Origin of the sequence: Vibrio sinensis, assembly GCF_003605645.1 — a bacterium.
Taxonomy (GTDB): domain Bacteria; phylum Pseudomonadota; class Gammaproteobacteria; order Enterobacterales; family Vibrionaceae; genus Vibrio; species Vibrio sinensis.
Genome location: NZ_QVMU01000005.1, coordinates 14,989 through 33,074 on the forward strand (window position 1 = coordinate 14,989; position 18,086 = coordinate 33,074).

General features: G+C 44.2%; 31 protein-coding genes. 6 read left to right on the forward strand and 25 right to left on the reverse strand.

Going from position 1 to position 18,086, the window contains the following annotated elements; genetic code table 11:
• Window positions 1-147 precede the first annotated feature (147 nt).
• The 4 genes from cpdB to DZ860_RS07565 all read left to right on the forward strand — a co-directional run bounded on the left by cpdB (window position 148) and on the right by DZ860_RS07565 (window position 4,198).
• On the forward strand, window positions 148-2,109 hold the full coding sequence (cpdB, locus tag DZ860_RS07550; RefSeq protein ID WP_120030330.1) for a 2',3'-cyclic-nucleotide 2'-phosphodiesterase: 1,962 nt from the start codon (window positions 148-150) through the stop codon (window positions 2,107-2,109).
• 141 nt (window positions 2,110-2,250) lie between these two features.
• Window positions 2,251-2,814, forward strand: a complete 564-nt coding sequence (locus tag DZ860_RS07555) for a Crp/Fnr family transcriptional regulator (protein WP_120030331.1) — start codon at window positions 2,251-2,253, stop codon at window positions 2,812-2,814.
• Window positions 2,815-2,892: 78 nt separating this feature from the next.
• Window positions 2,893-3,345, forward strand: a complete 453-nt coding sequence (locus DZ860_RS07560) for a GNAT family N-acetyltransferase (protein WP_120030526.1) — start codon at window positions 2,893-2,895, stop codon at window positions 3,343-3,345.
• A 1-nt stretch (window position 3,346) separates the two neighbouring features.
• A complete protein-coding gene (locus DZ860_RS07565; protein ID WP_120030332.1) occupies window positions 3,347-4,198 on the forward strand; it encodes a DMT family transporter in 852 nt (283 codons plus the stop codon).
• A 2-nt stretch (window positions 4,199-4,200) separates the two neighbouring features.
• Here DZ860_RS07565 and DZ860_RS07570 read toward each other — a convergent pair whose 3' ends face one another.
• Window positions 4,201-4,764 carry a LysM-like peptidoglycan-binding domain-containing protein gene (locus tag DZ860_RS07570; protein ID WP_120030333.1) on the reverse strand — a complete coding sequence of 188 codons (564 nt, stop codon included), beginning with the start codon at window positions 4,762-4,764 and terminating at the stop codon, window positions 4,201-4,203.
• Window positions 4,765-4,997: 233 nt separating this feature from the next.
• On the opposite strand from DZ860_RS07570, the gene bamJ reads away from it, so the two are divergent.
• Entirely contained in the window at window positions 4,998-5,618 is a 621-nt protein-coding gene (gene bamJ / locus DZ860_RS07575; RefSeq protein ID WP_120030334.1) for a BamJ family beta-barrel-assembly machinery protein, read from the forward strand.
• Between the two features lie 120 nt (window positions 5,619-5,738).
• Window positions 5,739-6,224, forward strand: coding sequence for a DUF2780 domain-containing protein (locus DZ860_RS07580; RefSeq protein WP_120030335.1), 486 nt, complete (start codon window positions 5,739-5,741; stop codon window positions 6,222-6,224).
• Window positions 6,225-6,303: 79 nt separating this feature from the next.
• On the opposite strand, the gene rplQ is transcribed toward DZ860_RS07580, so the two are convergent.
• The 24 genes from rplQ to rplB all read right to left on the reverse strand — a co-directional run bounded on the left by rplQ (window position 6,304) and on the right by rplB (window position 18,073).
• Window positions 6,304-6,687 (reverse strand): 50S ribosomal protein L17, encoded by a 384-nt coding sequence (rplQ, locus tag DZ860_RS07585; protein WP_120030336.1) that lies wholly within the window; start codon window positions 6,685-6,687, stop codon window positions 6,304-6,306.
• Window positions 6,688-6,713: 26 nt separating this feature from the next.
• Complete coding sequence (locus tag DZ860_RS07590) at window positions 6,714-7,706, reverse strand: DNA-directed RNA polymerase subunit alpha (RefSeq protein ID WP_120030337.1); 993 nt, start codon at window positions 7,704-7,706, stop codon at window positions 6,714-6,716.
• A gap of 23 nt (window positions 7,707-7,729) precedes the next feature.
• On the reverse strand, window positions 7,730-8,350 hold the full coding sequence (gene rpsD, locus DZ860_RS07595; protein WP_120030338.1) for a 30S ribosomal protein S4: 621 nt from the start codon (window positions 8,348-8,350) through the stop codon (window positions 7,730-7,732).
• Between the two features lie 27 nt (window positions 8,351-8,377).
• Window positions 8,378-8,767 carry a 30S ribosomal protein S11 gene (gene rpsK / locus DZ860_RS07600; RefSeq protein WP_001118870.1) on the reverse strand — a complete coding sequence of 130 codons (390 nt, stop codon included), beginning with the start codon at window positions 8,765-8,767 and terminating at the stop codon, window positions 8,378-8,380.
• An 18-nt stretch (window positions 8,768-8,785) separates the two neighbouring features.
• Window positions 8,786-9,142: a 30S ribosomal protein S13 gene (gene rpsM, locus DZ860_RS07605; RefSeq protein WP_120030339.1), complete on the reverse strand. Its 357-nt coding sequence runs from the start codon at window positions 9,140-9,142 to the stop codon at window positions 8,786-8,788.
• Between the two features lie 149 nt (window positions 9,143-9,291).
• The gene (gene rpmJ, locus DZ860_RS07610) at window positions 9,292-9,405 is read right to left on the reverse strand and encodes a 50S ribosomal protein L36 (protein WP_000868186.1); all 114 of its coding nucleotides are present in this window, start codon (window positions 9,403-9,405) and stop codon (window positions 9,292-9,294) included.
• A gap of 39 nt (window positions 9,406-9,444) precedes the next feature.
• Entirely contained in the window at window positions 9,445-10,779 is a 1,335-nt protein-coding gene (gene secY, locus DZ860_RS07615; protein ID WP_120030340.1) for a preprotein translocase subunit SecY, read from the reverse strand.
• Between the two features lie 20 nt (window positions 10,780-10,799).
• Window positions 10,800-11,234, reverse strand: coding sequence for a 50S ribosomal protein L15 (rplO, locus tag DZ860_RS07620; RefSeq protein ID WP_120030341.1), 435 nt, complete (start codon window positions 11,232-11,234; stop codon window positions 10,800-10,802).
• A gap of 5 nt (window positions 11,235-11,239) precedes the next feature.
• Window positions 11,240-11,416: a 50S ribosomal protein L30 gene (gene rpmD / locus DZ860_RS07625; RefSeq protein ID WP_000201159.1), complete on the reverse strand. Its 177-nt coding sequence runs from the start codon at window positions 11,414-11,416 to the stop codon at window positions 11,240-11,242.
• Between the two features lie 7 nt (window positions 11,417-11,423).
• Window positions 11,424-11,924, reverse strand: a complete 501-nt coding sequence (gene rpsE / locus DZ860_RS07630) for a 30S ribosomal protein S5 (RefSeq protein WP_093278393.1) — start codon at window positions 11,922-11,924, stop codon at window positions 11,424-11,426.
• A gap of 14 nt (window positions 11,925-11,938) precedes the next feature.
• Complete coding sequence (rplR, locus tag DZ860_RS07635; RefSeq protein ID WP_120030342.1) at window positions 11,939-12,292, reverse strand: 50S ribosomal protein L18; 354 nt, start codon at window positions 12,290-12,292, stop codon at window positions 11,939-11,941.
• Window positions 12,293-12,301: 9 nt separating this feature from the next.
• On the reverse strand, window positions 12,302-12,835 hold the full coding sequence (gene rplF / locus DZ860_RS07640) for a 50S ribosomal protein L6 (protein WP_120030343.1): 534 nt from the start codon (window positions 12,833-12,835) through the stop codon (window positions 12,302-12,304).
• 13 nt (window positions 12,836-12,848) lie between these two features.
• On the reverse strand, window positions 12,849-13,241 hold the full coding sequence (rpsH, locus tag DZ860_RS07645) for a 30S ribosomal protein S8 (protein ID WP_120030344.1): 393 nt from the start codon (window positions 13,239-13,241) through the stop codon (window positions 12,849-12,851).
• A gap of 29 nt (window positions 13,242-13,270) precedes the next feature.
• Window positions 13,271-13,576, reverse strand: a complete 306-nt coding sequence (gene rpsN, locus DZ860_RS07650) for a 30S ribosomal protein S14 (protein ID WP_120030345.1) — start codon at window positions 13,574-13,576, stop codon at window positions 13,271-13,273.
• Window positions 13,577-13,593: 17 nt separating this feature from the next.
• Window positions 13,594-14,133 (reverse strand): 50S ribosomal protein L5, encoded by a 540-nt coding sequence (gene rplE / locus DZ860_RS07655; RefSeq protein WP_120030346.1) that lies wholly within the window; start codon window positions 14,131-14,133, stop codon window positions 13,594-13,596.
• A gap of 23 nt (window positions 14,134-14,156) precedes the next feature.
• Window positions 14,157-14,474, reverse strand: coding sequence for a 50S ribosomal protein L24 (gene rplX, locus DZ860_RS07660; protein ID WP_120030347.1), 318 nt, complete (start codon window positions 14,472-14,474; stop codon window positions 14,157-14,159).
• A gap of 11 nt (window positions 14,475-14,485) precedes the next feature.
• Window positions 14,486-14,857 (reverse strand): 50S ribosomal protein L14, encoded by a 372-nt coding sequence (rplN, locus tag DZ860_RS07665; RefSeq protein WP_004745883.1) that lies wholly within the window; start codon window positions 14,855-14,857, stop codon window positions 14,486-14,488.
• Between the two features lie 165 nt (window positions 14,858-15,022).
• On the reverse strand, window positions 15,023-15,277 hold the full coding sequence (gene rpsQ / locus DZ860_RS07670) for a 30S ribosomal protein S17 (protein WP_120030348.1): 255 nt from the start codon (window positions 15,275-15,277) through the stop codon (window positions 15,023-15,025).
• A complete protein-coding gene (gene rpmC / locus DZ860_RS07675; protein ID WP_120030349.1) occupies window positions 15,277-15,468 on the reverse strand; it encodes a 50S ribosomal protein L29 in 192 nt (63 codons plus the stop codon). The genes rpsQ and rpmC overlap by 1 nt, the downstream gene beginning before the upstream one ends.
• Complete coding sequence (rplP, locus tag DZ860_RS07680; protein ID WP_005379577.1) at window positions 15,468-15,878, reverse strand: 50S ribosomal protein L16; 411 nt, start codon at window positions 15,876-15,878, stop codon at window positions 15,468-15,470. Before rplP ends, rpmC begins: the two co-directional genes overlap by 1 nt.
• An 11-nt stretch (window positions 15,879-15,889) precedes the next feature.
• The gene (gene rpsC / locus DZ860_RS07685; RefSeq protein ID WP_120030350.1) at window positions 15,890-16,588 is read right to left on the reverse strand and encodes a 30S ribosomal protein S3; all 699 of its coding nucleotides are present in this window, start codon (window positions 16,586-16,588) and stop codon (window positions 15,890-15,892) included.
• A 19-nt stretch (window positions 16,589-16,607) separates the two neighbouring features.
• Window positions 16,608-16,940, reverse strand: coding sequence for a 50S ribosomal protein L22 (gene rplV, locus DZ860_RS07690; RefSeq protein ID WP_120030351.1), 333 nt, complete (start codon window positions 16,938-16,940; stop codon window positions 16,608-16,610).
• A 10-nt stretch (window positions 16,941-16,950) separates the two neighbouring features.
• Window positions 16,951-17,229, reverse strand: coding sequence for a 30S ribosomal protein S19 (rpsS, locus tag DZ860_RS07695; RefSeq protein ID WP_011078827.1), 279 nt, complete (start codon window positions 17,227-17,229; stop codon window positions 16,951-16,953).
• Between the two features lie 19 nt (window positions 17,230-17,248).
• Complete coding sequence (gene rplB, locus DZ860_RS07700; protein WP_120030352.1) at window positions 17,249-18,073, reverse strand: 50S ribosomal protein L2; 825 nt, start codon at window positions 18,071-18,073, stop codon at window positions 17,249-17,251.
• Window positions 18,074-18,086: the final 13 nt, after the last annotated feature.

Sequence of the window (18,086 nt, forward strand, 5' to 3'; positions counted from 1 at the left end):
GCTTATTTGAACATTTTGAGATCTCTTGGTCAGAACAGCATAAAGAAAACGAGCAGTGTCACACTTTGATATTCATCAAAATCATTGTTTCATAAAACTTTGTTACATTACCCCTGATTTAATCCAATGTAATCCGGAGCATATGAAATGAAAGTAGCTGTGAAACCTCTCTCTATTGCTGTATTAGGTGGCATGCTAAGCATGGCCGGCCCTGCTATGGCTGATACGATCAAACTTCGTATCATTGAAACAACAGATATTCACACCAATGTTATGGATCATGACTACTACAAAGATGCTCCGTCTGAAAAAATCGGTTTAACACGAACGGCGACTTTAGTTAAACAGGTACGTGGTGAAGTTGAAAACAGCGTTCTTGTTGATAATGGTGACTTAATTCAGGGTAGCCCTATGGGTGACTATATGGCTGATAAGGGCATCGAAGCTGGCGAAGTGCATCCTGTTTACAAAGCAATGAACCAACTTAACTATGATGTCGGTAACATTGGTAACCACGAATTCAACTATGGTTTGGAGTTCCTAGCAGAAACACTAAATGATGCGAACTTCCCATATGTAAGTGCTAACGTGTTTGATAAAAAAACCGGTAAGCATTATTTCAAACCTTACATCATCAAAACTCATACTTTCAAAGACACCGACGGCGCTGAGCATCAAATCAAAGTTGGCTACATTGGTTTTGTTCCACCACAAATCATGGTTTGGGATAAGAAAAACTTAGAAGGTCAGGTATACGCAAAAGACATTAAAGAATCAGCTGAAGAGCTAGTACCTAAAATGAAAGCGGAAGGCGCTGACGTTATCGTTGCTATCCCTCACTCGGGTGTTTCATCTGATCCATACAAACTTGGTGCGGAAAATTCCACGTATTACTTAGCTGATGTTGAAGGTATTGATGCTATTGCGTTTGGCCATTCACATGCCGTATTCCCAGGTAAAGGATTTGATAACATCCCAGGTGTCGATAACCAAAATGGTACGATTAATGGTGTGGCTGCTGTCATGCCAGGCCGCTGGGGTAGCCACGTTGGTGTGATCGATCTTAAACTTGAGCAGAAAGACGGTAAATGGGAAGTAACTTCAGGTAAAACTGAAGCACGTCCTATTTACGATGCTATTGGTAAAAAATCGCTAGCCAAGGCCGACGAAGGAATTGTCAAAGCTCTGGAGCATGACCACAGTGCCACTCGTGAATTCGTTAGCCAACCAATTGGTAAAGCAAACGACGTTATGTACAGCTTCCTATCATTGGTTCAAGACGATCCTACGGTACAAATCGTAAACCTTGCACAGCAAGATTACGTAGAACGCTTTATCCAAGGGGATCCAGACCTAGCCGATATTCCTGTCCTCTCTGCCGCAGCACCATTCAAAGCGGGTGGTCGTAAAGATGACCCATCAGGTTTTACAGAAGTGGAATCAGGTCAGCTTACATTCCGTAATGCAGCCGATCTTTACCTTTACCCGAATACACTGGTTGCACTGAAAATGACCGGTAAAGATGTTCAAGAATGGTTGGAATGCTCTGCAGGACAATTTAACCAAATCGATGTCAACACAACGGCACCTCAATCTCTTATTAACTGGGATAGCTTCCGTACTTACAATTTTGATGTAATGGATGGTGTTAACTACCAAATTGATATCACTCAACCGGCAAAATACGATGGTGATTGCAAAGTTGTAAACGCTGATGCTAAACGTATTATCGGTTTAACCTATCAAGGTAAACCAATCGATCCAGATCAAGAGTTCATTGTTGCAACCAATAACTATCGCGCGTACAGCAACAAGTTTGCTGGTACTGGTAGCGAGCACATTGCATTTGATTCTCCAGATGAAAACCGCGCTGTTGTTGCCGCTTACATCTCTCGCGTAAGCAAAGAGAAAGGTGAAGTAACACCAAGTGCCGATAATAACTGGAGTTTTGCACCAATTAATGCAGATAAGGCGCTCGATATTCGCTTCGAAACATCACCAAGCGAGAAAGCAGCTCAATTTGTAAAAGACAAAGGTCAATACCCAATGAAAAAAGTGGCGACCGATGATGTAGGTTTTGCGATTTACCAAATTAACTTACAAAAATAATATCTTGCCCTGATTCTATACCCCAACAAATTGAAGTGTCGGGTTAGCGAGCAGCGACTCTGCAACTACAAGTTGGGCGGGTATAGGTGCTAATATCAAGCCGCTATAAATTTATAGCGGCTTTTTTAGATCGGAGAGAGTATGACATCAAGATTCAGCGACTACTTATCACAACAAGGATTTTCAAGTGATGAAATCAATGAGCTAACCAGATTAGCAAAGCCATTAGAATTACCCACTCGTCATATCCTTATTGAACAAGGATCACTGGCTGATCTCTTCTATTTTGTGGTCGATGGTTTGTGTCATGCCAGTTACCTTACTGAGCAAGGTAAAGAGTTCAGTAAAGAATTTTATTGGGAATTGGATTGGATCATTGGTTTTGAAAGTCTGATTAAACAGCAACCATCAGCATTTCTCCTTGAAACTCTAACTCCCTGCTATCTTATGTGCTTGCCTATCGAGACTCTCAAGCAATGGCGAAGTATCAACCACCCCATTTACCTAAAACTCGTTGAAGCTCAATTAATGCATAAAGAGAACAAAGAACGTTTCATGCTGCTCTATAGTGCAGAGCAACGCTATCAACTCTTTTGCCAACATTTTCCTGAACTAGAACAACGGCTATCTGACTATCAAATTGCAGCTTATCTAGGTATTACACCGGTTAGTCTTAGCCGAATCAAAAATCGTTATGAGTCATAACATTTGTTAATGCGTATTAGATGGAAAATTGATAATTTGATTAACTCATGTTTATCTTATGACGCAAAAAATAATTATATGATTGAATGGAAATTAATACCGTTTGCTCAATTGAGCAATATTGAGCTTTATCAGCTTATTAAATTGCGCGTTGATGTTTTTGTTGTAGAGCAAACGTGCCCTTATCCAGAGTTGGATGGAAAAGATACGCTACCTGACGTTTATCACTTACTCGGATATCAAAATGGAGAATTGGTTGCCTGCTCTCGTTTGCTGCCTAAAGGAGTAAGTTATCCATCAGTAAGTATTGGTCGAGTGGCAACATTACAACAAGCACGCGGTAATGGTTTAGGCCATCACTTACTCGCCGCGGCAAAAGAAAAGTGCCAAGAAATATGGCCGAATGAAAGCATTGAAATCGGTGCGCAAGAGCATTTAGCTCAATTTTATAGTCAGCATGGTTTTATACAAACATCTGAAAGTTACTTTGAAGATGGCATCCCCCATATCGATATGAAATTAACTAAATAGTATGCCGCAAGCTATTAATACAACACATGCTATCTTTTTTCTGATCATCGGTAACCTATTTGCTTCCCTTTCAGACGTCACCGTAAAGTTACTTGATGGGGGAGTATCACCTTTTCAATACATGTTTTTACGCCAATTAATCGCCGTTATTTTAATCTGGCCATTTTGGCGAAAAGTGTCGACTCAACAGCGCAGATTATCCGCTCCCTACCTAACGCTATTTAGAGCACACTTAGTTCTAATTGGGAGTGGGTGCATGATGGTATCAATAACCTATCTGCCTCTTGCTACTGCCAATGCGATATTTTATGCCGCACCTTTGCTGATGCTGCCATTATCAATCGTATTGTTAAAGGAGTACCCTAGTTTTGGAAAGGTATGTGCTACGTCTATAGCATTTGTAGGAGTGTTGGTTGTACTTAGACCATCCCAATATCACTGGGCGGCTCTATTTGCACTAGGTACAGCTGTCACTTTGGCTCTTTTCAATATCATGGCGCGAAAGCTTCCAAAAGAGCAAAGCGTCATCACGACGCTTTTCTGGACATCTCTCTTTTCTCTACCCGTTGCTGCGCTTCTATCCGTATTTCATTGGCAACCGATTTCCATCAGAGAATGGCTATGGATTGCTGCAAGTTCCCTACTGATTTTACTCTATAACGGCTTGGCTGTGCTTGCCTATCAAAGAGCTCCGGCAAGTCAAATTGCACTCGCTGAATATACTGGACTGATCTTTGTCGTTCTATTTGGTGTCTGGTGGTTTAATGAAATACCAGACACACTCACCGCTTTTGGCATTATATTAATCATTCTTCCACTATTACCTATAAAAGCGCTCAGAAGAACAAAATAGTGTTACTTGCTTCGGCCAAAAGTGCCATCAGCAATGCGGAAAAACATCACTGATTTATCGCTTTTCTCTAACTGCAAAATGTCTAATTCACCGTCTGGCTTTAGCTTAAATCGAACTAACTGTCCTTGCTTGATATAGCTAAGAGGCTTATCACTACCTTCAACTTTGACCAAAGCATTCAAATCAGCCATCGGCAATCCATTATTTCGAAAAACTTGAGCAAGGGTATCGCCACGTTGAACCGTATATTCTTTCCAAGTATCCGATTGCTCATTCCCTATTGGCGATTCGGTATTTTGCTCACTCATACCTTGGGTATTGATATCAATTGCAATGCGTTGCTCTAAGGGGGCGTCTTCTTTTACTTGCTGCTCTGGAAATGGAATCAGTGCCAACAAGATGACCAAGGGAACCAACACCATCAGTACGCGTTGATGCAACTTAGGAAGTTGTTGCCAAATAGCTGTTAACTTTTCCCGCTGCTGTGAAAGATCGATACTCTCGACCTTATCTTTAAATAGCTGCAGGTAATCAACCTGTTGAACTTTCTTTTTTCTGCGATTCATCGCGACCCATCTCCAAAGACTTATCTGCCTAAGTATAAAAATGATGGGCTTGTGAGTATAGAGAAATTGATGAGTTCAAGTAATGGTAACGTCAATTCTCATCGGCGAGGTCGCAAAGTCTGATCTACCTCTCACTCTTCCCCTACCATTGCACCACTACCTAACGTTTCATAACCGATTTATTACTGGTATCCTAGAGGCCTATTTCAAACACAGCGAAAAAGAGAGACACAATGTCTGAAGTTACATTTGAAACTGTAGAACAAAAAGCAAGCTACGGTATTGGTCTGCAAATGGGTCAACAACTAGCAGGTTCTGGCATCGAAGGCCTAAACGTTGATGCAATCGCAGCTGGTATCGCAACTGCACTAACTGGCGATATGCCAGCAATCGAAGTGGATGAAATCAACAAAGCACTTCAAGAGCTACACACTCGTGCAGAAGCTATGCGTCAAGAAGCAGCTAAAGTAGCAGCAGCTGACGGTGAAGCATTCCTAAAAGACAATGCTCTACGTCCTGAAGTGACTGTTCTTGAGTCTGGCCTACAATACGAAGTGATCACTGAAGGTACTGGTGAAATCCCAACTTCTGACAAATCAGTACGTGTTCACTACCACGGTGAGCTAACTGACGGCACTGTATTTGATAGCTCAGTATCACGCGGTCAACCAGCTGAATTCCCTGTAACAGGTGTAATCCAAGGTTGGGTTGAAGCTCTACAACTTATGCCAGCAGGATCTAAGTGGAAACTATACATTCCTCAAGATCTAGCATACGGCGAGCGCGGTGCTGGTGCAGCAATTCCACCATTCGCAGCTCTAGTATTCGAAGTAGAACTACTAGACATTCTATAATTGAATATGATTTAAATAATTCTAAACGGCGCTCTGCGCCGTTTTTTTTAACTAAAATATAGTATCAGCTATGTAATAGACGTCATCATTTTCAAATCACACTAAAAAGGAACTACGACTATGGGTAAAAAGTTAGCAGCCATCATCCTCCTTACATTTAGCGCAAACAATGCTTACGCATTCTTAGATGCTTTAGAAGATAAAGATACGCAAAATAACTTAATGAATGCAGTTACCGACAGCGTTAAATCATCAACTAATCATGCTGTACCTGTAACCGATTTACTCACTAATGGTTTATCAGTAACGCCTGAGCAAGCAACAGCTGGTAGTGGTGCTTTACTTTCATTAGCGCAAAGTCAATTATCGTCAGCGGATCTATCTGAGCTTGAATCATTGATTCCATGGTCATCCACACTACCGGATACACAAGGCCTATTAGGCAGCGTAGAAAATATGCAGGCAGTACAAAACGTGTTTGAAAGTGTTGGTTTAGATCCAACCATGATTGGCAAATTTGCGCCGATCATTATGGGGTATTTAGGAGAAAATGGGGCAAGTGATGGATTGCTCAATTCCCTGAGCAGCCTCTGGAAAAACAAATAACAGAGAAAAGAACTGATGCAAACCGCAGAAACAAAAAAACCGAGCCTAGGCTCGGTTTTTTCTTAGAAACGAATGCTGATTACTCAGCAGCTGCTTCTTCTGTAGCTGGGCGATCTACAAGCTCAATGTAAGCCATTGGAGCTTTATCACCAGTACGGAAGCCAGCTTTTAGGATACGTGTGTAGCCGCCTTGGCGAGCTGCAAAACGTGGACCTAATTCGTTGAATAGTTTCGCAACTACTTCGTTGTCACGAGTACGTGCAAACGCTAGACGACGGTTAGCAACGCTGTCTGTCTTAGCTAGTGTAATCAAAGGTTCTACTACGCGACGAAGCTCTTTAGCTTTCGGTAGTGTAGTTTTGATAACTTCATGACGTACTAGAGAGCTAGCCATGTTGCTGAACATCGCTTTGCGATGACTGCTATTGCGGTTGAGTTGACGACCACTCTTACGATGGCGCATGACCTAATCCTTCTAACTAGTATCGATTAATCTTCAGCGATAGACGCTGGTGGCCAGTTCTCTAAGCGCATGCCAAGAGAAAGTCCACGTGATGCAAGTACGTCTTTAATCTCAGTAAGAGATTTTTTACCAAGGTTAGGCGTTTTAAGTAGCTCAACCTCAGTACGCTGTACAAGATCACCGATGTAGTGAATCGCTTCTGCTTTCAAACAGTTAGCAGAGCGAACTGTTAGTTCAAGATCGTCTACAGGACGCAGTAGGATAGGATCGAATTCTGGCTTCTCTTCCTTCTCCTCAGGTACACGTACATCACGAAGATCTACGAACGCATCCAATTGTTCAGCTAGGATAGTAGCTGCACGGCGGATTGCTTCCTCAGGGTCTAGAGTACCGTTCGTTTCCATATCGATAACTAACTTATCTAAGTCTGTGCGTTGCTCTACACGAGCTGCTTCAACAGAGTAAGCGATTTTATCTACTGGGCTGTATGTAGCATCAACCAATAAACGACCAATTGGACGTTCATCTTCTTCAGTATGGATACGAGCGGAAGCTGGAACATAACCACGACCACGTTCAACTTTGATACGCATAGCGATCTCAGCGTTGTCATCCGTTAGGTGACAAATAACGTGTTCAGGATTAGTGATCTCTACATCACCATCATGGGTGATGTCACCTGCAACCACAGGGCCCGAGCCTGATTTGTTCAGCGTAATGAACACTTCATCTTTGCCTTCAGCAACGCGAACAGCTAAACCTTTAAGGTTCAGAAGAATTTCAAGAATATCTTCTTGAACGCCTTCTTTTGTACTGTACTCGTGCAGAACGCCTTCGATCTCTACCTCTGTTACCGCACAACCCGGCATAGAAGATAGAAGAATGCGGCGAAGTGCATTACCAAGAGTATGGCCAAAACCACGCTCTAACGGCTCAAGAGTTACTTTTGCATGAGTCGTGCTGATTTGTTCGATGTCAACAAGACGTGGCTTAAGAAATTCTGTTACAGAACCCTGCATTGTGTCCTCTCTTTTGTTTAACCTTACTTAGAGTAAAGCTCGACGATCAATTGTTCGTTGATGTCAGCTGACAGGTCAGAACGCTCAGGCATACGCTTGAATGTACCTTCCATTTTGCTACCATCTACTTCAATCCAAGTTGGTTTTTCGCGTTGTTCAGCAACTTCTAGAGCCGCTTTAATGCGAGATTGCTGTTTAGCTTTCTCACGAATAGATACAACGTCGTTAGCCGCTACTTTGAAAGAAGGAACGTTTACAACTTTACCGTTAACTACGATAGCTTTGTGGCTAACTAGTTGACGTGCTTCAGCGCGAGTAGCACCAAAACCCATACGGTATACTACGTTGTCAAGACGACCTTCAAGAAGCTGAAGTAGGTTCTCACCCGTGTTGCCTTTTTGGCGAGCAGCATCTTTGTAGTAGTTACGGAATTGTTTTTCTAGAACGCCGTACATACGACGAACTTTTTGCTTCTCACGAAGCTGAACGCCATATTCAGATAGACGACCGCGACGAGCGCCGTGTACACCTGGTGCGTTATCAATTTTACACTTGGTATCGATCGCACGAACACCAGACTTAAGGAATAAGTCAGTGCCTTCACGACGGCTAAGCTTCAGCTTAGGACCCAAATATCTTGCCATGATTCTTCTCCAATTATCCCAGAAACGTTATACGCGACGTTTCTTAGGTGGACGACAACCGTTATGAGGGATTGGTGTAGCATCAACAATGTTTGTGATGCGGAAACCAGCTGCATTCAGAGCGCGAACAGTAGATTCACGACCTGGACCAGGACCCTTAACCATAACTTCCAAGTTCTTAAGACCGTACTCTTTGGCCATTTCAGCACAACGTTCTGCAGCAACCTGTGCAGCAAACGGAGTAGACTTACGAGAACCACGGAAACCTGAACCACCTGCAGTAGCCCAAGCTAATGCGTTACCTTGACGGTCAGTAATGGTTACGATTGTGTTGTTGAAAGAAGCATGGATGTGTGCCACACCGTCTGCAACTTGTTTGCGAACGCGTTTACGTGCGCGAGTTGGTTGTTTAGCCATTGTACTCTACCTTCCCGACTATTTCTTGATCGGCTTACGCGGACCCTTGCGGGTGCGAGCGTTGGTTTTAGTACGCTGTCCACGTAGTGGTAGACTGCGACGATGACGAAGACCACGGTAACAACCAAGATCCATAAGGCGCTTGATGTTCATTGATACTTCACGACGTAGATCACCTTCCACAGTGTATTTAGCTACACCATCACGCAGTTGATCGATCTGTTCATCAGATAGTTCACTGATCTTAACATTTTCTGCAATACCAACTTCAGCTAGGATAGCTTGAGAGCGAGTCTTACCGATGCCGTAGATTGACGTTAGTGCAATCACAGCATGTTTTTGATCAGGAATGTTAATGCCTGCTATACGGGCCATTATTCACTCCATAAGTGTTTCATAAAAGAATTAGCCGCAGTAAAGCCCGTCTAGGATACACTGCGGAGTACTACTTCTTTTGCACGCAAAAGGTAGGCCGAGAAATATACTCGACACTACCCTCTATTTCAAGTAAAAATTTCTGCTAATTAGCCTTGGCGCTGTTTATGCTTTGGCTCACTGCAAATAACACGCACAACACCGTTGCGCTTGATTACTTTACAGTTACGGCAGATTTTTTTAACGGAAGCACGAACTTTCATTGCTAAACTCCGTAATGTAATCTTTAGTCTACCGCCGAATTAACGGCCATAGCCTTTCAGATTCGCTTTTTTCAACACAGAATCATACTGTTGAGACATCAGATGAGTCTGTACCTGTGCCATAAAGTCCATGATTACTACCACTACGATTAGTAGTGAAGTACCGCCGAAGTAGAAACGTACGTTCCACGCGACCATCATAAACTCTGGGATCAGACAGATAAAAGTAATATACAACGCACCAGCAAGGGTTAAACGTGTCATCACTTTATCGATATATTTCGCTGTCTGCTCGCCTGGGCGGATACCGGGTACGAATGCGCCGGACTTCTTCAAGTTATCTGCTGTTTCACGAGGGTTAAACACCAACGCTGTATAGAAGAAACAGAAGAATATAATCGCTGCCGCATAAAGCATTACATACAATGGTTGACCAGGGCTAAGAGCTAAAGACACTTCGGTTAACCAACCGAACATGCTGCTCTCACCATTCTGTCCAAACCACTGAGCCAGTGTTCCTGGGAACAGGATAATGCTTGAAGCGAAAATCGCTGGAATTACACCTGCCATATTAATTTTAAGTGGCAAGTGAGTGCTTTGCGCAGCAAATACTTTACGACCTTGTTGACGTTTTGCATAGTTAACGACGATACGACGCTGACCACGCTCCATGAAAACAACGAAATAAATAACTGCAAAAGCAAGTACAGCAATTAACAGCAGAAGAAGTACATGCAATTCACCTTGACGCGCTTGCTCGATTGTCTGACCGATTGCCGATGGCAATCCAGCAACAATACCTGCAAAAATAAGTACCGAAATACCGTTACCAATTCCGCGCTCTGTAATTTGTTCACCTAACCACATTAGGAACATGGTACCGGTTACTAAACTTACGGTTGCAATTAGCGTAAACATGGTTTGGTTGATAACAACCAAATTATCGACCATGCTTGGTAGCCCTGTTGCAATACCAATAGCTTGGAATGTTGCAAGTACAAGCGTGCCATAGCGTGTGTATTGGCTTATCTTACGACGGCCTGCTTCACCCTCTTTCTTGAGTTCAGCTAACGCTGGATGAACTACAGTTAGCAATTGGACAACAATTGATGCCGAAATATACGGCATGATGCCCAATGCTAATATAGATGCACGCTCAAGGGCACCACCGGAGAACATGTTAAACATTTCAACGATGGTACCTTTTTGCTGTTCGAACAAATCGGCAAGTACAGCTGCGTCAATTCCAGGTAGCGGCACGAAAGAACCTGCACGGAATACTAGAAGAGCACCTAATACAAACAATAGGCGCGACTTTAACTCCGCCAATCCATTTTTCGCACTACTAAAATCTTGTCCTGGTTTTTTAGCCATCTGTACCTTTCCTTCGAAGATTATTCTTCGATTTTACCGCCTGCAGCTTCGATTGCAGCTTTAGCGCCTTTAGTCACGCGTAGACCTTTAACAGTTACCGCTTTGCTTAGCTCACCAGAAAGAACAACTTTAACAAACTCGATGTTCTTAGTGATTAGGTTAGCAGCTTTAAGGCTGTTTAGATCTACAACGTCACCTGTTACTTTCGCTAGCTCAGCTAGACGAATTTCAGCAGATACTAGACTCTTACGAGAAGTAAAGCCGAACTTAGGTAGACGTTGTTTCAAAGGCATTTGACCGCCTTCAAAACCTGGACGAACTTTGCCGCCAGAACGTGATTTTTGGCCTTTGTGACCACGGCCACCAGTTTTACCTAGACCAGAACCGATACCACGACCTACGCGTTTAGCAGAAGTCTTAGAACCAGCAGCCGGTGATAGAGTATTCAAACGCATTCTGATTACTCCTCAACTTTAACCATGTAGTAAACCTTGTTGATCATACCGCGCACGCACGGAGTATCTTCAAGTTCTACTGTGTGGTTGATTTTACGAAGACCTAAACCGCGCAAAGTAGCTTTGTGCTTTGGTAGGCGACCAATTGAGCTTTTAGTTTGAGTTACTTTAATAGTTGCCATCGTGTGCTTACTCCGAAATAGATTCAACAGTTAGACCACGCTTAGCAGCAACCATTTCAGGTGACTTAACGCTACCTAGAGCATCGATCGTAGCACGAACGATGTTGATAGGGTTCGTAGAACCGTATGCTTTAGATAGTACGTTGTGTACACCAGCAACTTCAAGTACTGCACGCATTGCGCCGCCGGCGATAACACCAGTACCTTCAGCAGCAGGCTGCATGTAAACTTTAGAGCCCGAATGGCGACCTTTCACTGGGTGGTGAAGAGTACCTTCGTTAAGCGCGATAGTAGTCATGTTACGACGCGCTTTTTCCATTGCTTTTTGAATCGCAGCAGGTACTTCACGAGCTTTGCCGTAACCGAAACCTACGCGACCGTTACCGTCACCAACTACAGTTAGTGCAGTAAAGCTCATGATTCGACCACCTTTAACCGTTTTAGAAACGCGGTTAACTGCGATTAGCTTTTCTTGCAAATCATTAGCTTGTTGTTGTTCTTTAGCCATCTTCCAACCCTACCTTAGAATTTCAGACCAGCTTCGCGAGCAGATTCTGCTAGCGCCGCTACTCGACCGTGGTATTGGAAACCAGAACGATCAAATGCAACTGCTGTTACGCCTTTTTCAAGAGCGCGTTCAGCAACAGCTTTACCCACTGCTTGAGCTGCATCGATGTTACCAGTGTATTTCACTTGCTCACGGATCGCTTTCTCTACAGTAGAAGCAGCTGCGATAACCTCAGAGCCGTTTGCCGCGATAACTTGAGCGTAAACATGGCGAGGAGTACGATGTACTACCAGGCGAGTTGCACCAAGTTCTGCAATCTTACGACGTGCACGTGTAGCACGACGGATGCGAGATGCTTTCTTATCCATAGTGTTACCTTACTTCTTCTTAGCTTCTTTGGTACGCACATTTTCATCTGCGTAACGAACACCTTTACCTTTGTAAGGCTCAGGTTGACGGTAAGAACGAATGTCAGCTGCAACTTGACCTACTACTTGCTTATCGCAACCAGTAATAATGATCTCAGTTTGGCTTGGACATTCAGCTTTAATACCCGCTGGCAACTCGTGCTCAACTGGGTGAGAGAAGCCTAGTGTTAGACCTACAGCGTTGCCTTTAATAGCAGCACGGTAACCAACACCTTTAAGAGTCAGCTTCTTAGTAAAGCCTTCAGTAACACCAACAACCATGTTGTTTACTAGTGCACGAGCAGTACCTGCTTGTGCCCAAGCGTTAACAACACCTTCGCGTGGACCGAAAGTAAGATTGCTATCTTCCTGAGCGATAACTACTGCGTCGTTTAGAACGCGAGTCAATTCACCTTTAGCACCTTTAACAGTGATTTCTTGGCCGTTTAGTTTCACCTCTACGCCAGCTGGAATAGCGACAGGTGCTTTTGCAACACGAGACATAGTCTACTCCTTATTAAGCTACGTAACAGATGATTTCACCACCAAGACCTGCTTTACGAGCAGCGCGGTCTGACATCAGACCCTTGGAAGTAGAAACGACAGCAATACCAAGACCACCCATTACAGAAGGAAGTTGATCTTTCTTCTTGTAAACACGTAGACCTGGACGAGAAACACGTTTAAGTTGCTCAATTACTGGTTTTGCTTGGAAGTACTTAAGTGTAACTTCTAGCTCAGGTTTTGTTTCGCCTTCAACAGCGAAATCAACGATGTAACCTTCAGCTTTTAGTAGTGCAGCAATAGCAACTTTAAGCTTTGAAGAAGGCATTTTTACAGCAACTTTGTTTGCTGCCTGACCGTTACGAACGCGGGTCAGCATATCCGAAATCGGATCTTGCATGCTCATAAGATTTACTCCAAATGATTAAGTGGCAATTACCAGCTAGCCTTACGAAGTCCAGGAATCTCGCCTTTCATGCAAGCTTCACGAACTTTAATACGGCTTAGACCGAACTTACGTAGGAAACCGTGTGGACGACCAGTTTGGTTGCAACGGTTGCGCTGACGTGATGCACTTGAATCACGTGGAAGAGTTTGCAGATTTAGAACTGCGTTCCAACGATCTTCTTCAGATGCGTTTACATCGCTGATGATAGCTTTTAGCGCTGCACGCTTTTCAGCGAACTTAGCTACTAGCTTTGCACGTTTTGCTTCACGTGCTTTCATTGATTGTTTAGCCATAACAGTAACCCTTCACCTTACTTACGGAATGGGAAGTTAAAGGCAGCCAGCAGAGCACGGCCTTCCGCATCGGTACCAGCTGACGTCGTGATAGTAATATCAAGACCGCGTACACGATCAACTTTATCAAAGTCGATTTCCGGGAAGATGATTTGCTCGCGAACGCCCATGCTGTAGTTACCGCGTCCGTCAAAAGACTTAGCGCTAACGCCACGGAAGTCACGTACACGTGGAAGAGCGATGTTAATCAAACGCTCCAGAAAATCCCACATACGTTCGCCACGCAAGGTTACTTTACAACCGATAGGGTAGCCTTCGCGGATTTTGAAACCTGCAACAGATTTACGAGCTTTAGTGATAAGAGGCTTTTGACCAGAGATCGTTGCCATATCACTTGCTGCGTTTTCTAGCAGTTTCTTATCGTTGATCGCTTCACCAACACCCATGTTTAGGGTGATTTTCTCGATTCTAGGGACTTGCATGACGCTTGTGTAGCTGAACTCTTTGGTCAGTTCAGCGACTACAGACGACTTGTAGTAATCATGCAGTTTCGCCATAGTAGAACTCCAAATTACTTCTATTAGTTAGAAACAGTTTCGTTGTTAGACTTGAAGAAACGAACTTTCTTGCCATCTTCGAAACGGAAACCGATGCGGTCTGCTTTGCCAGTAGCTGCATTGAAAATAGCAACGTTAGATGCATCAATAGCCGCTTCCTGCTCAACAATACCACCTTGGATATTTAGAGCTGGAACAGGTTTTTGATGTTTCTTAACTAGATTGATACCTTCAACAACAACTTTACCAGTTGTCAGAACCTTAGTTACTTTACCTTTCTTGCCTTTGTCTTTACCAGCAAGAATGATTACTTCGTCATTACGACGGATTTTAGCTGCCATTATAGCGCTCCTTACAGAACTTCTGGAGCCAGTGATACGATCTTCATAAACTTATCGCCACGAAGTTCGCGTGTCACAGGGCCAAAGATACGCGTACCGATTGGTTGCTCTGTATTATCGTTAAGCAATACGCAAGCATTACGGTCGAAGCGAATGACAGAACCGTCTGGGCGACGAACGCCTTTACGGGTGCGCACCACAACCGCCTTCAGGACATCACCTTTTTTAACTTTACCGCGAGGAATTGCTTCTTTCACAGTAACCTTGATGACATCACCGATATGTGCATAACGGCGGTGAGAGCCACCCAGGACCTTAATACACATTACCTTGCGCGCACCTGAGTTATCAGCTGCGTCAAGTGTACTTTGCATTTGGATCATTGTTAGTGCTCCGCTAAATATTAATAACTAGACCCATCACGGGTCGGGCTGCCTCTTTAAAAGGGACGCGAATTGTACCACCCTTTTTTTCAATTGGGTAGTCAAAAAATAAACGGCTCCAAAATATTTTTTGGAGCCGTTTCGTTTCATAGAATTAGCTAAGGATTAACCTTTTGCTTTTTCTAGAACGTTTACCAAAGTCCAAGACTTAGTCTTAGACAGTGGACGACACTCAGCGATTTCAACTTTGTCGCCTAGGCCACATTCGTTGTTCTCGTCGTGTGCGTGAACTTTAGTCGTGCGTTTAACGAACTTACCGTAAATCGGGTGTTTTACGAAGCGTTCGATAGCAACTACGATAGACTTGTCCATCTTGTCGCTAACTACACGGCCTTGTTGAGTACGTTTTTGTTCGCTCATTATGCGCCTGCCTTCTCAGTCAAAACAGTTTTCACACGTGCGATATCACGGCGTACAGCTTTAAGAGTGTGAGTTTGCTGTAGTTGACCAGTTGCAGCTTGCATGCGCAAGTTGAACTGTTCACGTAGCAAATTCAAAAGCTCTGCATTAAGCTCTTCAACGTTTTTATCACGTAGATCTTGTGCTTTCATCACATCACCTGCTTAGTTACAAATGTAGTCTTGAATGGCAGTTTACGTGCCGCTAGGCGGAACGCTTCACGAGCCAATTCTTCAGGTACACCACCCATTTCGTACATAACCTTGCCAGGTTGGATTTGGGCTACCCAGTACTCAACGTTACCTTTACCCTTACCTTGACGAACTTCTAGTGGCTTTTCTGTGATTGGTTTGTCTGGGAACACACGGATCCAGATTTTACCTTGACGCTTAACGTGACGTGTCATTGCACGACGTGCTGCTTCAATTTGACGAGCAGTCAGACGACCACGGCCAACAGCTTTAAGACCGAATTCGCCGAAGCTTACATCAGTACCTTTAGCTAGACCACGGTTACGACCAGTCTGAACCTTACGGAACTTGGTACGTTTAGGTTGTAGCATCTGTCGACTCCTTACTTACGGCCTTTACGCTGCTTCTTAGGCTTGTCAGCCTTAGGCTCTACAGCGTTAGCTGCTGGCATACCACCTAGGATTTCACCTTTGAAGATCCAAGTTTTAATGCCGATTACACCGTATTGGGTGTGAGCCGAAGAAGTTGCGTAATCAATGTCAGCACGTAGAGTGTGTAGAGGCACACGGCCTTCACGGTACCACTCTGAACGTGCAATTTCAGCGCCGCCTAGACGACCGCTTACTTCCACTTTGATACCTTTAGCGCCTAGACGCATAGCATTTTGTACCGCGCGCTTCATAGCACGACGGAACATAACGCGACGCTCTAGCTGAGACGCGATGCTATCACCAACAAGTTGAGCGTCAAGCTCAGGCTTACGTACTTCAGCGATGTTAATTTGCGCTGGTACACCTGCGATTTTCGCTACAGCTGTGCGTAGTTTCTCAACGTCTTCACCTTTCTTACCGATAACAACGCCAGGACGAGCAGTGTGAATAGTCACACGGATGCTCTTAGCTGGACGCTCGATAACGATGCGTGATAGTGACGCTTTTGCTAGTTCCTTAGTTAGGAACTGACGTACCTTGAAGTCGCCGTCTAGGTTGTCAGCGAAATCTTTGGTATTAGCAAACCATGTAGCATTCCAAGGCTTAACGATGCCTAGACGAATACCATTAGGATGTACTTTTTGACCCATTGCTTACTCTCCTAGTCTCTTAGCGATCTGCTACAACAACAGTGATGTGGCTTGAACGCTTCAAGATACGATCCGCACGACCTTTAGCACGAGGCATAATACGCTTCATGGTTGGGCCTTCATCTACGAAGATTTTAGCGACATTTAGATCGTCGATATCCGCACCTTCGTTGTGCTCCGCGTTCGCGATAGCTGATTCAAGAACTTTCTTAATTAGTACAGCAGCTTTCTTGTTGCTGAATGTTAAGATTTCAAGTGCTTGATCAACGTTTTTACCGCGAATTTGATCTGCAACTAAGCGAGCTTTCTGAGGCGAAATGCGAGCAAAGTTATGTTTAGCTACTGCTTCCATCATCTACTCCTTAACGCTTCTTCGCTTTCTTATCTGCAGCGTGGCCGCGATAAGTACGAGTTGGTGCAAATTCACCCAGTTTGTGACCGATCATTTCTTCGGTAACGAAAACTGGAACGTGCTGACGACCATTATGGACAGCGATGGTCAAACCGATCATCGTAGGGATGATCATTGAGCGACGGGACCAAGTCTTAAGTGGCTTTTTGTCTCCGCTTTCCACCGCTTTCTCTACCTTCTTCAGCAAGTGTAGGTCAATAAAAGGACCTTTCTTGAGAGAACGTGGCATGGCGATTCCTCTTTATAGATTATTTATTACGACGACGTACAATGTACTTGTCAGTGCGTTTGTTCTTACGAGTCTTGAAGCCTTTAGTTGGCATACCCCATGGTGATACTGGGTGACGACCGCCTGATGTACGACCTTCACCACCACCGTGTGGGTGATCCACTGGGTTCATTACCACACCGCGGACGGTAGGACGAACACCGCGCCAGCGGTTAGCACCAGCTTTACCAAGTTCACGTAGCATATGCTCAGAGTTACCAACTTCACCGATTGTTGCACGGCCTTCAGAAAGTACTTTGCGCATTTCGCCAGAACGTAGGCGGATAGTTACATACGAACCGTCGCGAGCAACGATTTGAGCGTAAGCACCAGCAGAACGAGCTAGCTGAGCACCTTTACCAGGTTTCAATTCAACACAGTGAACTGTAGAACCTACTGGGATGTTACGCATTGGTAGAGTGTTACCAGCTTTGATTGGTGCATCAACACCAGACTGGATAGCATCACCTGCTTTAACACCTTTTGGTGCAATAATGTAACGACGCTCACCGTCTGCGTACAGAACTAGAGCAATGTTTGCGCTACGGTTTGGATCGTATTCTAGACGCTCAACTTTCGCTGGGATACCGTCTTTAGTACGTTTGAAGTCAATCAAACGGTAGTGTTGCTTATGACCACCACCGATGTGACGTACTGTAATACGACCGTTGTTGTTACGACCGCCGTTCTTAGAGTTTTTCTCTAGAAGAGGTGCGTAAGGCTTGCCCTTGTGCAGGTCAGCGTTAACAACTTTAACTACGTGACGACGACCAGGGGAAGTCGGCTTACATTTAACAATAGCCATTTCTCAACTACTC

Excerpts from the sequence above, each read along its gene's own strand:
- rplR (WP_120030342.1), bottom strand. The coding sequence starts at position 12,292 with ATGGATAAGAAAGCATCTCGCATCCGTCGTGCTACACGTGCACGTCGT.
- rplE (WP_120030346.1), bottom strand. The coding sequence starts at position 14,133 with ATGGCGAAACTGCATGATTACTACAAGTCGTCTGTAGTCGCTGAACTG.
- rplN (WP_004745883.1), bottom strand. The coding sequence starts at position 14,857 with ATGATCCAAATGCAAAGTACACTTGACGCAGCTGATAACTCAGGTGCG.
- rpsK (WP_001118870.1), bottom strand. The coding sequence starts at position 8,767 with ATGGCTAAACAACCAACTCGCGCACGTAAACGCGTTCGCAAACAAGTT.
- DZ860_RS07555 (WP_120030331.1), top strand. The coding sequence starts at position 2,251 with ATGACATCAAGATTCAGCGACTACTTATCACAACAAGGATTTTCAAGT.
- rpsM (WP_120030339.1), bottom strand. The coding sequence starts at position 9,142 with ATGGCCCGTATAGCAGGCATTAACATTCCTGATCAAAAACATGCTGTG.
- DZ860_RS07560 (WP_120030526.1), top strand. The coding sequence starts at position 2,893 with ATGATTGAATGGAAATTAATACCGTTTGCTCAATTGAGCAATATTGAG.
- rplP (WP_005379577.1), bottom strand. The coding sequence starts at position 15,878 with ATGCTACAACCTAAACGTACCAAGTTCCGTAAGGTTCAGACTGGTCGT.
- rpsC (WP_120030350.1), bottom strand. The coding sequence starts at position 16,588 with ATGGGTCAAAAAGTACATCCTAATGGTATTCGTCTAGGCATCGTTAAG.
- rplO (WP_120030341.1), bottom strand. The coding sequence starts at position 11,234 with ATGCGTTTGAATACTCTATCACCGGCTGCTGGTTCTAAGACTTCTGCT.
- DZ860_RS07565 (WP_120030332.1), top strand. The coding sequence starts at position 3,347 with ATGCCGCAAGCTATTAATACAACACATGCTATCTTTTTTCTGATCATC.
- rplV (WP_120030351.1), bottom strand. The coding sequence starts at position 16,940 with ATGGAAGCAGTAGCTAAACATAACTTTGCTCGCATTTCGCCTCAGAAA.
- DZ860_RS07570 (WP_120030333.1), bottom strand. The coding sequence starts at position 4,764 with ATGAATCGCAGAAAAAAGAAAGTTCAACAGGTTGATTACCTGCAGCTA.
- rpsN (WP_120030345.1), bottom strand. The coding sequence starts at position 13,576 with ATGGCTAAACAATCAATGAAAGCACGTGAAGCAAAACGTGCAAAGCTA.
- rpsQ (WP_120030348.1), bottom strand. The coding sequence starts at position 15,277 with ATGAGCGAACAAAAACGTACTCAACAAGGCCGTGTAGTTAGCGACAAG.
- rplQ (WP_120030336.1), bottom strand. The coding sequence starts at position 6,687 with ATGCGCCATCGTAAGAGTGGTCGTCAACTCAACCGCAATAGCAGTCAT.
- rpsE (WP_093278393.1), bottom strand. The coding sequence starts at position 11,924 with ATGGCTAAAGAACAACAACAAGCTAATGATTTGCAAGAAAAGCTAATC.
- cpdB (WP_120030330.1), top strand. The coding sequence starts at position 148 with ATGAAAGTAGCTGTGAAACCTCTCTCTATTGCTGTATTAGGTGGCATG.
- rpsH (WP_120030344.1), bottom strand. The coding sequence starts at position 13,241 with ATGAGCATGCAAGATCCGATTTCGGATATGCTGACCCGCGTTCGTAAC.
- rplB (WP_120030352.1), bottom strand. The coding sequence starts at position 18,073 with ATGGCTATTGTTAAATGTAAGCCGACTTCCCCTGGTCGTCGTCACGTA.
- rplX (WP_120030347.1), bottom strand. The coding sequence starts at position 14,474 with ATGGCAGCTAAAATCCGTCGTAATGACGAAGTAATCATTCTTGCTGGT.
- rpmD (WP_000201159.1), bottom strand. The coding sequence starts at position 11,416 with ATGGCAACTATTAAAGTAACTCAAACTAAAAGCTCAATTGGTCGCCTA.
- rpmJ (WP_000868186.1), bottom strand. The coding sequence starts at position 9,405 with ATGAAAGTTCGTGCTTCCGTTAAAAAAATCTGCCGTAACTGTAAAGTA.
- DZ860_RS07580 (WP_120030335.1), top strand. The coding sequence starts at position 5,739 with ATGGGTAAAAAGTTAGCAGCCATCATCCTCCTTACATTTAGCGCAAAC.
- bamJ (WP_120030334.1), top strand. The coding sequence starts at position 4,998 with ATGTCTGAAGTTACATTTGAAACTGTAGAACAAAAAGCAAGCTACGGT.
- DZ860_RS07590 (WP_120030337.1), bottom strand. The coding sequence starts at position 7,706 with ATGCAGGGTTCTGTAACAGAATTTCTTAAGCCACGTCTTGTTGACATC.
- secY (WP_120030340.1), bottom strand. The coding sequence starts at position 10,779 with ATGGCTAAAAAACCAGGACAAGATTTTAGTAGTGCGAAAAATGGATTG.
- rpsS (WP_011078827.1), bottom strand. The coding sequence starts at position 17,229 with ATGCCACGTTCTCTCAAGAAAGGTCCTTTTATTGACCTACACTTGCTG.
- rpsD (WP_120030338.1), bottom strand. The coding sequence starts at position 8,350 with ATGGCAAGATATTTGGGTCCTAAGCTGAAGCTTAGCCGTCGTGAAGGC.
- rpmC (WP_120030349.1), bottom strand. The coding sequence starts at position 15,468 with ATGAAAGCACAAGATCTACGTGATAAAAACGTTGAAGAGCTTAATGCA.
- rplF (WP_120030343.1), bottom strand. The coding sequence starts at position 12,835 with ATGTCTCGTGTTGCAAAAGCACCTGTCGCTATTCCAGCTGGCGTAGAG.